Origin of the sequence: Lactobacillus huangpiensis (genome assembly GCF_019972815.1) — a bacterium.
GTDB lineage: Bacteria > Bacillota > Bacilli > Lactobacillales > Lactobacillaceae > Lactobacillus > Lactobacillus huangpiensis.
Genome location: NZ_BPPA01000014.1, coordinates 69,055 through 82,784 on the forward strand (window position 1 = coordinate 69,055; position 13,730 = coordinate 82,784).

The 13,730-nt window shown below is 35.2% G+C and carries 13 protein-coding genes; 3 read left to right on the forward strand and 10 right to left on the reverse strand.

Annotation, left to right across the window (positions count from 1 at the left end; translation table 11 throughout):
* Positions 1-13: 13 nt before the first annotated feature.
* The 6 genes from LDM90_RS09185 to murB form a co-directional block, all read right to left on the reverse strand.
* Positions 14-829: a Cof-type HAD-IIB family hydrolase gene (locus LDM90_RS09185; RefSeq protein WP_198213723.1), complete on the reverse strand. Its 816-nt coding sequence runs from the start codon at positions 827-829 to the stop codon at positions 14-16.
* 126 nt (positions 830-955) lie between these two features.
* A complete protein-coding gene (gene glmS / locus LDM90_RS09190) occupies positions 956-2,767 on the reverse strand; it encodes a glutamine--fructose-6-phosphate transaminase (isomerizing) (RefSeq protein ID WP_198213721.1) in 1,812 nt (603 codons plus the stop codon).
* Positions 2,768-3,254: 487 nt separating this feature from the next.
* Positions 3,255-4,607 (reverse strand): phosphoglucosamine mutase, encoded by a 1,353-nt coding sequence (glmM, locus tag LDM90_RS09195; RefSeq protein ID WP_223897017.1) that lies wholly within the window; start codon positions 4,605-4,607, stop codon positions 3,255-3,257.
* Positions 4,608-4,627: 20 nt separating this feature from the next.
* On the reverse strand, positions 4,628-5,605 hold the full coding sequence (locus LDM90_RS09200; protein WP_223897019.1) for a CdaR family protein: 978 nt from the start codon (positions 5,603-5,605) through the stop codon (positions 4,628-4,630).
* Entirely contained in the window at positions 5,602-6,447 is an 846-nt protein-coding gene (cdaA, locus tag LDM90_RS09205; RefSeq protein ID WP_198213715.1) for a diadenylate cyclase CdaA, read from the reverse strand. Before cdaA ends, LDM90_RS09200 begins: the two co-directional genes overlap by 4 nt.
* A gap of 44 nt (positions 6,448-6,491) precedes the next feature.
* A complete protein-coding gene (gene murB, locus LDM90_RS09210) occupies positions 6,492-7,391 on the reverse strand; it encodes a UDP-N-acetylmuramate dehydrogenase (protein ID WP_198213713.1) in 900 nt (299 codons plus the stop codon).
* 98 nt (positions 7,392-7,489) lie between these two features.
* On the opposite strand from murB, the gene LDM90_RS09215 reads away from it, so the two are divergent.
* Positions 7,490-8,023, forward strand: coding sequence for a 3'-5' exonuclease (locus LDM90_RS09215; protein WP_223897021.1), 534 nt, complete (start codon positions 7,490-7,492; stop codon positions 8,021-8,023).
* A gap of 74 nt (positions 8,024-8,097) precedes the next feature.
* Here the strand turns inward: LDM90_RS09215 and tsaE are convergent, their stop codons facing one another.
* The 3 genes from tsaE to LDM90_RS09230 are packed head-to-tail and all read right to left on the reverse strand — an operon-like array spanning position 8,098 to position 10,266.
* Complete coding sequence (gene tsaE, locus LDM90_RS09220) at positions 8,098-8,571, reverse strand: tRNA (adenosine(37)-N6)-threonylcarbamoyltransferase complex ATPase subunit type 1 TsaE (protein WP_198213711.1); 474 nt, start codon at positions 8,569-8,571, stop codon at positions 8,098-8,100.
* On the reverse strand, positions 8,561-9,559 hold the full coding sequence (pta, locus tag LDM90_RS09225; RefSeq protein ID WP_198213709.1) for a phosphate acetyltransferase: 999 nt from the start codon (positions 9,557-9,559) through the stop codon (positions 8,561-8,563). Before pta ends, tsaE begins: the two co-directional genes overlap by 11 nt.
* 11 nt (positions 9,560-9,570) lie before the next feature.
* Positions 9,571-10,266 (reverse strand): uracil-DNA glycosylase, encoded by a 696-nt coding sequence (locus tag LDM90_RS09230; RefSeq protein WP_034977541.1) that lies wholly within the window; start codon positions 10,264-10,266, stop codon positions 9,571-9,573.
* 196 nt (positions 10,267-10,462) lie between these two features.
* Here LDM90_RS09230 and LDM90_RS09235 point away from each other — a divergent pair, with 196 nt between their 5' ends.
* Positions 10,463-11,338 carry a Cof-type HAD-IIB family hydrolase gene (locus LDM90_RS09235; protein ID WP_034977539.1) on the forward strand — a complete coding sequence of 292 codons (876 nt, stop codon included), beginning with the start codon at positions 10,463-10,465 and terminating at the stop codon, positions 11,336-11,338.
* 10 nt (positions 11,339-11,348) lie between these two features.
* Positions 11,349-11,870, forward strand: coding sequence for an LURP-one-related/scramblase family protein (locus LDM90_RS09240; RefSeq protein WP_034977536.1), 522 nt, complete (start codon positions 11,349-11,351; stop codon positions 11,868-11,870).
* Between the two features lie 61 nt (positions 11,871-11,931).
* Here LDM90_RS09240 and LDM90_RS09245 read toward each other — a convergent pair whose 3' ends face one another.
* On the reverse strand, positions 11,932-13,500 hold the full coding sequence (locus LDM90_RS09245; RefSeq protein WP_223897024.1) for an ATP-binding cassette domain-containing protein: 1,569 nt from the start codon (positions 13,498-13,500) through the stop codon (positions 11,932-11,934).
* Positions 13,501-13,730: the final 230 nt, after the last annotated feature.

Below are 13,730 nucleotides of genomic sequence, written 5' to 3' on the forward strand. Positions count from 1 at the left end.
CAACTTTATTTTACTACAGAACGAACTTTTTTATTGCTTTCGCAATTCCATCATGATCATTGTCTTCTGTCACATAATTTGCATAATCTTTTATTTCTTCAATTGCATTACCCATGGCAATTTTCATAAAGTCAGGATTCGTAAACATGGAAATATCATTGCCTTGATCGCCAATTACCATAATTTGGCTTGGCTTAATTTTTAATCTTTCTGCCAATTGCAAAACAGCATTTCCCTTGGAAGCGTCTTTAATATTAATTTCAATGATGCTTGAAAAACTACGAACAATATCATATTTTGCAAAAGCCCACTGAGGAATATTATTCCACAATTTATCAACTTCTCGCTCATCATCAAGTACGCTAAGCCCCACTTTATTAAAAGTAAAGTCTTGTGTTATTTCTTCAGCTTTACGTACTTTAAGCACATTATTTGTAAAGGTAGCATTCCTCGCCAGATTAACACCTATATTACGATCACAAGTCCAGTAACACTCAGGAGTTTCAAAGTGAAGGTTAACATGTGCCAATCTTTGCAGTTTTCGCATATTAGTAAAGTCACGATAATTCATTTCTTCATTCATTAATATGTTTCCTGCCAGATCCTGAATTACAGCACCATTAAAAACAATATCATACTGTTTTTTACCCTCCAAACCTAATAGCTTATTAAATTCCTTTACACCAGATAAAGGTCTTCCTGAAGCCAAAACAATTTTAATTCCCTGGCTATCTGCCTGCTTAAGAACCCGTTCAGTTTCCGGTAAAATCTGCTTTGTAGTTGTCAGCAAAGTGCCATCTAGATCAACCGCAATCAACTTTATTGCCAAAATAATATCCTCCTGCACATTTTCACTATTTTCTTTATTATACAAAAAGTCGTAATTACTTACGACTTTTTCAAGAATTATTCTGTTTTAAATAAAAATTTTTGTTAAAAAAGATGATTTAAAATATTACTCTACCGTTACGCTCTTAGCTAAGTTGCGCGGTTTGTCCACATCCAAACCTTTATCTTTTGCTGCAAAATAAGCAAAAAGCTGTGCTGCCACTACACTAACAAGAGGAGATAAATAATAATTTACTTCTGGCAAAACCAGGTCATCATTTGTTTTAGCTAATGATTTACGAACTATTGTGATAACGTTAGCTCCGCGAGCAATCACTTCTTGAATATTGCCACGCATGAGGTCCGCTGTAATCGGATCATTAATCAATGCAATGACAGGTGTACCCTTTTCAATCAATGAAATTGTCCCGTGCTTTAGTTCTGCTGCCGCAAAACCTTCAGTTTGGATATAAGAAACTTCTTTAAGTTTTAATGCCGCTTCTAAAGCAACTGGATAATCGATTCCCCTGCCGATATAAAAAGCATTGCGACTTGGTATAATATATTTCTGAGCTAGCTGCTCGATTTTTGCCTGACTGGAAATTACCTGTTCAATTCCTTCAGCAGCCAAAGCAAAATTCTCTTTTAAATCAAACGCCGTAGCGTCTTTATTTCCTAATTTCTCGCCCAAAGCTTTAGCTACAATAGCTTGAACTGCAACTTGAGCTGTATACGCCTTAGTTGAGGCAACAGCTATTTCGGGCCCTGCTTCAAGCGACATGGCATAATTAGCTTCGCGCGCCAAAGTAGAGTTAGGAACATTCGTTAAAGTTAAACTAGGTATGTTCCTTTTTATTGCTTGTTGCAGCACAACTCGTGAGTCTGCAGTTTCGCCGGACTGGGATAGGAAAATAAAGAATGGGTGCTTTGACATCATAGGAAAATGATATCCTGCTTCTGATGCAAATCCAACTTCAGTTGGAATTTTAGTCAACTTTTCAAAAAGTTGTTTGCCAACTAAACCCGCATGGTAACTTGTACCAGCAGCAAAGATATAAAGTCTGTCTGCCTTTGATAAAGCATTAATAATTTTAGCATCTACTTTAGGATCACCATTTTGATCAAGATAATATTGATCTAAGTGGCGTAAAACAGTAGGTTGTTCACAGATTTCTTTAAGCATATAAAACTCATAAGTGCCTTTAGAAGCAGCACTTTCATCAATATTTAACTCATAGTGCTGATGATCAACCTTTTGACCTGCAATAGTTTCAAGCTGATATCCACTTTTAGTAATATCTCCGACTTCTCCATCCTGTAAATCGACAAAAGTTTTAGTTTGATCTAATACAGATAGTGCATCGGATGCAATAACATTAAAGTCATTACCAAGTCCAAGCATCAAAGGAGATTTATTTTTAGCAATAAAAATATGGTCAGGATTTTGATTATCTACCAATAAAAGGGCATAAGATCCTTTTATTAATTGCAATGCTTGCTTTAAAGCCGTAAAAGCATCTTCGTTTTTTTCACGAGCAAACTTACTAATTAATTGAACTATCACTTCAGTATCGGTGTCAGACTTAAAAGAAACATCTCCAAGGTATTGCTTTTTTAATTCCTGGTAGTTTTCAATTACACCATTGTGAACCAAATAAAAGCGCTCAGTTTCATCAAATTGGGGATGAGCATTATTTTCAGTTGGTTTTCCATGAGTAGCCCAACGAGTATGCCCAATTCCAACTAATCCTTGTTCATCAGGTGTCATTTTATTTTTTAAATCCTGAATACGACCGGCTGTTTTAGTTAAAAATTCTTTTCCAGCTAAATTATTTAGATAAATTCCAGCCGAATCATAACCACGATATTCAAGCTTAGACAATCCGTTTATAACAATTTCCCTAGCAGATTTTCCAACAATTCCAACAATTCCACACATATATTTCTCCTTTGGTCTAGTACAATAATATAATTTTGGACTAATTAAATAATTCAACTCACGTATGGAATATTAGCTTTTTTAAAGCAATTGGTCAAGCTATATTTTTATAATTGGTCTATACTTTAACGTGAAACTACTGTTGCTAACACAAAAAGAGGGCAAAAATAAATGATGAAAATTTTAAACTGAGAACAGTTAAATACTTTGAACAAGCATGAGTCGTCAGATAAAAAGCAGAACTCTTTTATGAAGTTTTAGATTCACCTTCATCAGTGTTAAACTGTGATTTTGTAAAAGTTTCAACTGCTAAATATCTCTTTGGCGAGCATTTAAAACCAACTAATACAGCAGCAGATGTAACGCCAGCCAATATAGAAAAAGATGTAAAAAAAATAGAATAAGACCCCCAAATTTGTTGTAAATTTGGGGGTCTTATTATTGTTTACCTGTTTTTTAGGTCAAAAACACAGTGGGGCTAATTTATTTATACGCCCATTTCCGCTTCAACTACATCAGTTATTCTCTTAACGTAAGCATCTGTTTCTTCTTGAGTAGGACCTTCAGCCATTACCCGCAGAAGCGACTGAGTTCCTGAAGGACGAACTAATACTCTTCCCTCATCTCCCATATCACTTTCAACTTCTTTTATTACATTCATAATCGGTTCATGATTTTTCCAAGAATTCTTATCTTTAACCGGAACATTTACTAAGCACTGAGGATATTCTTTAAAGTCAGTTAACAATTCTGTTAAAGTTTTGCCTGTTTTTTTCATTACTAACATTAGATGCAAGCCAGTCAACATCCCGTCACCAGTATTATGATAATCACTCATAATAACATGACCAGACTGCTCCCCACCTAAGTTATAGCCATTTGCTCTCATTTCTTCTGAAACATACCTGTCGCCAACTTGAGTACGAACATTTTTAATCCCACGCCTTTGTAGTGCCTTCGTAAAACCAAGGTTGCTCATTACAGTAGTGACAATGGTGTCCTTTTTTAGTCGACCACCATCTTCCATGTAGCTTCCAAGAATATACATGATATGATCCCCATCAACTTCATGACCGTTTTCATCGACAGCGATACAACGGTCTGCATCCCCATCAAAGGCTAGACCAAGTTGAGCACCCTGTTTAACCACTTCTTCCTGTAGTTTTTTAGTATGTGTGGCACCAACATGATCATTAATATTCAAGCCATTGGGATTAATAGCAATAGTAGTGAAATCAACGCCACAATCAGCAAATAACCGGGAAATCAAGCTGCTGGAAGCACCGTTGGCACCATCAATAACGACTTTGATGCCGCTAAGATCTTCAGGAATTGTATTTTCGATAAATTGTAAATACTTTGCACTGCCTTCATGAAAATCAGTGACAGACCCCAAACCTTTAGCAGAAGGTCTAGGCAATTTGTCCTCAGATGCATCAATTAGTTGTTCAATTTCCCCTTCCATTTCATCAGATAACTTCAAGCCATCACTACCAAAAAACTTAATACCATTATCTTCGACAGGATTGTGGGAAGCAGAAATTTGTACACCTGCATCAGCTCCTTGGGCACGCACTAAATATGACAAGCCAGGGGTAGTTATTACTCCGACTTCCAAGACTTCAATTCCAACAGATAAAAGACCTGATATCAAAGCATATTCCAACATTTGGCCAGAGATTCTTGTATCACGTGAGACTAAAACTTTAGCCTGTTCTTCTTTGGCTTTATTTTTGGTTAAGACATATCCACCGTCACGACCCAATTTAAATGCCAATTCTGGTGACAGGTCTTGATTAGCCACTCCACGAACTCCATCAGTGCCAAAATATTTTAACATTAGTAAACAACCTCTCTATCTTAATTATTTTTTCCTTTTGAATCGTTTGCATTATCTACTTTTACTTCTACAGCAATTTGCGTTGGATTAGACTTAACAATACCATCAGGTAAATCAAGAGTAATAGTCTTAGTTGTAGTAGAAGTAACCGAACCTATATCAACAGGAACCACTAGATTTTTAATTTTTGCTAAATCTTTTTCATTACCATATAACGTAACATACTTATTTTTTACAGTAAGCGAATACACTTTATCTGTTTTTTCATGTTCAGGCTTCAGCTTTATTTTAACTGCTTTTTTAGAAGTGGTAATGGGAATTGTCACTTTGGCTGTAGCTGGATCAATCACAACGTTAAGTTGTCTGCCCTTACGATCTTCAGCTATTAAACTTACTTGACGTTCATAAGTGTGATCGATTCCATTAGGTAGAACAACTTTGGCAATTATTTGATCAATCTGATCAACCTCGGAACGAGCTCCAGTAACCTCTACTTGTTGTGGGTATACACTGGAGTGTCCCAACTGATAACCCTGTCCAACTGCACTCTTATTATACTCTATTTGTATGGGCATAGTGGTGGACTTTCGCCGTTGAATATTAACTTCAACGCTACGTGGATTAACAGAATAGGAAATCTGCTTATTAATACCGTTTACATGTACTCTAACATTGTGTTGACCAATGCTTTTTTTCGTTAGATCGATATATGCCCTGAAATTTTGGGTATTGATAGTTGATGTAACCAATGCAGTGGATCCTTCAAGGGTAACGCTTACTTTTTCAGGATAACCCACAACATAAAATTTGTCTGTATCTACAGAAACTTGTAAGGGAACTTTAATAGTTTGAGTTTTATTTGCAGTCTGCTTGGTTTTATCAGTCTGTCCCTGAGACAAAAATCCTTCCTGGGTAGAATTAACATAAATTACCAGTAAAACAGCAATTAAAAGGGAAACTAACCGGATAAACCATGATTTTTTCCAAAACTCTTTCATCGATCGGCACCCCATTTCCATATCTTACGTATAATTTTTTGATACCATTTGTCGTTATCACTTTTCTTGGGAACCAGTTCTGCATTAAGGTACTTTAAGTATTCATCTCGTGTCATGTCAACTAAAAAGCGACCATTACGTGTGATCGTTACCCCACCTGTTTCTTCTGAAACGACAATGGTAATTGCATCAGTCACTTCTGAAATACCAACAGCTGCGCGATGACGGGTTCCTAGTCTCTTAGGAATCATACTATTATCGGACAAAGGTAAATAAGCTGCCGCCACTGCAATTTGGTGATCTTTATTAATAATAACTGCACCATCATGTAAGGGAGTATTAGGAATAAAAATATTAATCAGCAGTTCTCCGGTAACATCGGCGTTAAGCTTAATCCCAGTTTCAATATAGTCTTCCAAGCCGGTTTCTTGTTGAATAGTAATTAACGCACCTATTCTTCTTTTCGACATATATTGAATAGCTTTATCAAGTTCATTAATAAATTGAATTGATTCAGTACGGGCACTTTCTTCTCGACCACCAAAAATTGGCAAGCGACCTAAATGTTCGAGACCTCGTCTAATTTCTGGCTGAAAAATTACTATTATCCCAACAACTGACCATGAAACTATTTGATCAATAAGCCAGATCGTTGTGTGTAACTGAAAAATGCCAGCAAGGATACGAACAATAAAAATCAAGACAATTCCTTTGGCTAACTGAACAGCCTTGGTTCCTCTGATCAAAATAACCAGGTGGTAAACCACAAACCAAATAATCAGAACATCAAGAATTATTGAAAAGTTTCCCCATGTAAAAATGTGTGCTCCATTAGTCTGCATAAATACTCCCTTCTATCATAGACAAACTTAATAATTTTTTCGGGTTAATCATTAGGTTTACCAATAATTCTAACTTCAGTGTGTAAATCCAGACCAAATTTCGTTTTGATTTTTTCTTGAATCAAATGAATCAGGTCAAGATAGTCAGTTGCAGTGGCATTACCCTTATTCACTATAAAACCAGCATGCTTTGTAGAGTCTTGAGCACCACCAATTTGTTTTCCTTGTAAACCGGCTTGAATAATCATAGGACCTACATAATGACCAGTTGGCCGTTTGAAAACACTGCCACAAGAAGGGTATTCCAGTGGTTGTTTATATTGACGCAAAGCATTTAAATAATTCATATCCGCCAGAATGCGGGTTTTTGCAGATTTTTTTAATGCAAAAACTGCTTCTAATACAATGTCGCCATTCTCTTGAACCAAAGAATGACGGTAAGAAAACTTCATTTCCGACTGAGAATAATTTTTAAAGTTGCCAGAACGCGTCATTACCCTGACACTTTCAATAACGCTGCTAGTTTCACCTCCATAGGCACCAGCATTCATGAACACAGCACCTCCGACACTGCCAGGTATCCCAGCAGCAAATTCTAAACCACTAAGACCATGATGGGCTGCTGTAAATGCGGTTTCGACAATAGTCGCTCCCGCTTGAGCAATAACTTTGTTTTTATCAACTTTAATTTGATTCATTTTGGTTAAAATTAGGACTATACCTGAGATACCACCATCACGAATTATTAAATTGGAAGCATTTCCTATTATAGTCAAGGGAATATTGTTATTATGTGCGGCAATTACTAAGTTTTTTAGCTCACTTTCATTTCGTGGAAATGCAAGAAACTCAGCTGGTCCCCCAGTTTTTGTAAATGTATATTTACTAAGCGGAACCTGCCTCTTTATTTCTATGCCATTTTTGGTTAAATCTGATAATTTCAAATCAAAAATCCCCTTTGTCTAATCTTTTTCTATTTTACCGCATTCAGTTAATTGCTTCATCATATGTTATACTAAAATTAAAATTTAAAGGTGAGAAAATGAATTTTATTGCGATGGATTTTGAAACTGCCAACCGGCATCCAGAAAGTGCTTGTTCACTTGCTTTAGTAATGGTTCGCAACAACCAGATCGTAGATCGATTTTATACGGTCATTAATCCCCAAATGCCTTTTGATGCACGTAATATTCAAATTCACGATATAACTGCTGAAGATGTCAAAGATGCTCCTACAATGGCAGAGGTATGGCCTAAAATAAAAGATTTGTATCAGCCAGGAATGTTAGTAACTGCTCACAATGCCCGTTTTGACACAAATGTGATGCGACAGAGTTTAGCCCGTTATGACATACAAGAACCACACTATTTTGTCATTGATACGTTGCAAACCAGTAAATTGCTTGAACCTAAGTTGCCAAACCACAGACTTGACACAGTTTCAAAAGCTCTTAACGTTGAACTTTGGCACCATCATAATGCATTAAGTGACAGTGAGGCATGTGCAGGTATATTAATAGTTCAGGATGAGCAATACGGCGACGACGCATTGAAAAACTTGGTTTACCAAATATAATAGAAAAAACAGGACCTAATAACATAACCCTAAAATCTGAAAAATTCTGGGTCACATTATAAAAGACCTGTTTTTTAATTTAATAATTGCAAAATACTTTTAGACCACTGTTTGTTTCTTGCACCCTTTGCATCAAATTCAACTATTCGCTTAGTAGAATCCCAACTATCATCAACACGCTTAATAGTGATTTCTAGAAAAGTTTCTGGCAATTGTTCCTGCACAATTTCTGGCCATTCAATCACCACTATACCGGGTTCAGCCAAATATGCATTCAAATCAATCGAAGATAAATCATCATCTTCCAAGCGATAAAAATCCATATGATACAATGGCAACCTGGCCTCAGGATATTCGCGGACAATTGTAAATGTAGGACTTTTGACCGGTCGCTTAATTCCCAGTGCTCTGCCAATTCCTTGAGTGAGCGTCGTTTTTCCAGCTCCAAGATCACCATTTAATAACAATAGATCATGTGCCTGGGCAGTCTGAGCAATAACTCGACCTAAATCCTGCATTTGTTGCGCTGAATTGACATTAAGCTTCATTTTCTTCATTCCTTAGTAATACCTGTGCAGCAGTCAATATGGCAATATTATACACATCCTGAGTACTTGCTCCGCGCGATAGGTCATTAACAGGCTTACGAAGTCCTTGCAAAATCGGACCAATAGCGGTGAAATTTCCTAGTCTTTGAGCTAATTTATAGGAAATATTCCCAGACTGTAGTTCAGGAAATATAAAAACATTGGCCTGGCCTTTTAAAGGAGAATCAGATGCTTTTTTTGCAGCTACATCAGGCACAAAGGCTGCATCAAATTGCAATTCACCATCTGCCAAAATTTCAGGATGGTTATTTTTAAAAATTTCAGCAGCCTGTTTTACTTTAGTAACCATCTCACCCTTAGCTGAGCCTTTAGTTGAAAAACTTAGAAATGCTACTTTAGGATCAATATCAATCATTTGGGCAGTTTTAACTGACTGGTACGCAATCTCAGCCAAAGTTTCACTATCCGGATCCAAATTAATTGCACAGTCAGCAAAGACATACTTTTCGTCTTTTCTTTCCATAATAAAACTGCCAGAAACTCGTTTCATTCCCTTTGACGTATGAATTAACTGTAAAGCAGGTCTGACAGTTGCAGCTGTTGAATGGGCAGCTCCTGAAACCATACCGTCAGCTTCATCCATTTCTACCAGCATAGTGCCAAAATAATTTCGGTCTTTCAGTGTTTCTTCAACTTCACTCTGTGGAATATCTTTTCCGCGTGCTTTAACAAAACTCTGAATCATAACTTTTTTATTTTCATAATTACCAGGATTTACTATTTTCAAATCTTCAAAATCTAAATTTTCCTTTTGAATTAAGTCGATAATTTTTTCCTGGTTCCCCAATAAAACCGGTGTGACAACCTTTTCAAGTGACAATTTACTAGCAGCTTTTAAAATGCGGGAATCACTTGCTTCAGGAAAGACTATTTGAATATTTTTTTCTGTTTTTTTTACTTTATTTTTTAATAAATCAAAAACGCTCATTTACTTCCTACCTATGCTAAATCTTCTTTTGTTATATTTGCGGGCAATTGCCAATCAATTGGAATTTCGTTAAAGTTTTTCAGTGCTTCATTGCAACGTGAAAAAGGCCTCGATCCAAAAAATCCTCTATCCGCAGAATATGGACTTGGATGAGCTGATTTAATCACAAAATTTTTATTCTGGTCAATTAAAACGATTTTATTTTGAGCATAGCGTCCCCATAATATAAAAACTACCTTACCGCGATCACTAAGAGCCTTAATAGCAGCATCAGTAACGTCTTCCCAGCCTTTTCCCTGATGACCATTAGCGTGACCATAAGGGACTGTTAAAACGGCATTTAATAGTAAAACACCTTGATCTGCCCATTTTTTTAAATAACCATGATTAACTGGTCTGCAACCAACATCATCATAAAGTTCCTTATAGATATTTTGAAGAGAAGGAGGCAATTTTACCCCCGGATTAACCGAAAAGCTCATCCCTGTTGCCTGACCAGGATTATGATATGGATCTTGCCCTAATATTACAACTTTTGTATTTGCAAACGAAGTTAATTTAAAAGCAGTAAAAATATGATACATGTCTGGATAAATTTTTTTGGTGGCATATTCTTTTTTTAAGAATTCATGTAATTGCTGATACTTTTCACTTTCGAAAACAGGAGCCAAAATTTTATCCCAGTCATTACCTATAAACTTTTTCATTACTTCAACAGCCTCTCTTTCTCTAACTTTTATGTTATCATGAAATTAATTATCAAAGTGAATCAAATTGGTACTTTTAATTTCTTCTTACTTTTTACCCAAGTTCAACAAAATTAAAAGTAAGGTTTTCTTCATATATAGTAATATGATAAGTACCAAAATGTTTATCAAGCTTGGAGGAGGAGTAATTTTACCATTGATTAAATTAGTAGCTTGTGATTTAGACGGAACTCTTTTTAATAGCGATATGGCTATTTCAGAAGAAAATGTAGCTGCAATTCGTGCAGCACAAAGAAACGGTATTGAATTTTTAGTGGCAACAGGACGAACACCACGCCAATCTCGCAGAACCATTGAGAAATATGGCCTTAAGACTGGCTTTATCAATATTAATGGCGCCTTAGTCTACGATGCCGACAATAATTTAAAAGTTAAACATAAATTGCCTAATGATAAAGCGAGCGCAATTTCAAAAATTCTTAAAGAAAATAATATATACTTTGAATTAGTAACTACTGATAAAATATATTCAAGTGATATTAGTAAACGTGTAGTTAATCTTGCTCGAGCATTAATGATACTTAATCCAGGTGTTACTTTTAAAAAGGCTGTTGCCACAGCTGCTGGTAGTGATGCAATGTTAAGTATGACTTTAGTTGATAATCTTGATCAATTATTAGCTAACGATAAAATTGAAATAATGAAGATCATTGCATTTGATGCTCACGGACAATCTGCCTTTGCTAAAGCTAAAAAAGAAATCAATGCATTAGGAAATGTCGTTGTTACTTCAAGTTCTGCTGCTAACATTGAGATTAATGATATTAAAGCTCAAAAAGGACCTGCACTTCTTGATTATGCCAAAAAGAAAGGTCTTAAACGTGAAGAGGTGGCTGCTATCGGAGATAATTTAAATGACGCCAGTATGATTAAAGACGCTGGAACCGGCGTGGCCATGGCAAACGCAATACCGACAATCAAAAAGTTGGCACAGGTCAAAACTAAATCAAATAATGATAATGGAGTTGCTTACATATTAAGAAAATTTATTAAAAATAACGCTAAAGAATAGAGGTGCTTAGATGCGCTACTTATTGGAATTAACTCAAAAACAGGAATATGGTCAAATACCTGTAGCAAATGAAAACAATAAAATTCAGTATATTATTCAAGGCAATTTAGATAATCCTAACCATACCCTCTATCTAAAAAAGTATACCGGTAAAGAAATTGGTCGACTTTATACTGACGGCAATGGAATTATTTCTTCATATACAATTGATGTTGTTAACCACTCATTAGTAAAGGTTAAAAGACTAAACAATAAAGTAGCTAATCTTTTCTATATCACAAGGTTAAATTACATAGTAACCGGCAGCATAAAAAAGGGCAGTTATAAATTTCTCTCTGGAATTAAAAAAGTTGCCACAGTTAAAACCGTTATACAAAATGAAGGAGTAGTCCTGATCTGTGAAGTTGAGCGGCCTGAAGATGTTCCATTTATTTTATTATGTGCTACGCTTTTCACTCAGTGGCATACAACTCCGCTAAGATTGCCAACTTTTCCACCTATTGGCCGTAAATATAATGTTAACTTTAATTAAATAGTTACCAGTAAAACAGACTGATTTTGCTGGTAACTTTTTTATTTTTTGAAAGTCCTCCCTAATCTAGTGATAAAATTTTAAAATTGAATTGAGCAATTTCCTCATTTCGATGTGAAACTACTATTACTGTTTCAACTCTTTTAAGTAATTTTTGTAATAATTCTTGCGCTGTTTTCAAGTCAATACTGGAAAAACTTTCATCAAGCAAAATTATTTTACCTTTAGTATCAATCAGCCTAGCCAATGCAACACGCTGCTCCTGCCCACCCGAAAGAGAATCAAATTGCCATTCATCGCTAATATTAAAATCTTTCTTTACTAAGTCTAGAGTTTTTTCATTATAGTTGCGACCGAGCAAAATATTATAATCAATTGAGCGCGGAAAAATTGTAACTGCCTGTGGCATATAAACAATCAACGAATTAATTATGCCTCGCGGTATGGCATTAATATCAACTCCATTAAGCAGTATTTTTCCCCGGCTGGGCTTTAGTTGACCAGTAATCAGCTTCAATAAGGTCGACTTTCCTCGTCCCGACACACCATTCAGCTTATAAAAATCTCCTTTTTTAAAAGTAAAAGAAAAATTATGCAGTATTTCTTCTTTTGCTTGAGGATATGCAAAAGAAACATTGCGAAATTCCAAAGTTCTAAAATCCAGAGGAAAAGTTGTCTTATCAAATTTTTCAACCTTATTTTTACTTTTTTCTTTCAAATTATTAAACTTGGCAAAGATACTTGATGTAGAAAGAAGTTGGGCAAAATAACGGTTAATAATACCTGCTGAGTCGAACACTTTAGTAGCTAATTCGGCAGTGGCCAAAATAGCCCCAGCACTGATTTTTCCTTGAAAATGCAGAATTCCGGTAATTCCTAAAATAAGCAGTTGACTGCCTATATTAATCACACCAGTTATAATATCAACAGCTGAACGTCTAACAGTGTTATGTACATTCGCCTCTTTTAGTGATTGTGAACCAGCAGCTACTAATTTCTTTATTTCGCTGAGAACATTAAAGGCATATAAAGTATCATAACCGTGCAAACCGCTGCTTGTAAATTTTAAAAATTTTTCATTTGCCTGAGAAATCCTAGCAACTCCTGTAGTTAGAAACTTTTTACAAAAACGCGGAACTAAGACAATTATCAAAACAAAAATAATTGCAGCAAGAAAAAGAATATAACTATAAAGATATAGTGCTGCTAAAGCAAAAATCGCATTACCGCTAAAACGTACAATTAGAAAAAAGGTATTTAAGCCCTCTTTTTGAATTAAATTGACATCATTTTGCAAGTAAGACTCATAATAATCAACTGGATTTTCTTTAAATTTATTTTGAGGAAGTTTAATTAAACTGGTAACAATGTCATTGCGAATATCACTTAGAATATCCTGCGTTGCGGTTTCTTGAATATAATTTTCAAAAAAGGAAACAATAAATGTTAAAAACCAGAGCATAAATATAATGACTAACATTTTAATAAAGGAGGCAATTTTACCCGCAATAAGATAATTTGCGAGTACAGCCATTTTGGTAGCAGCCAAAACCTGCAATATTGAATTAACTAGTAGTAATAAACAGGCTACTATAATTAAGAATGCATGTTTTTTGAAATAATGGTACATTTTGGCCTCCTAAACTATCATTAAGATAATAAATAGTTTTTTACAGCTGATTTAATTAATTTATAATTTATTAATAATATTAACAAAAGAAATTTGGTCATACAAGCTGTCGTTACAAACCTTTTCTATCAGTAAAATATAAAAAGCCCTCCTAAAATGAAGTGCAACTAAAAAGTTAGACATTTTAATATTACGCAAGACTCAATGCACGATTTCGATATTTGATCGGG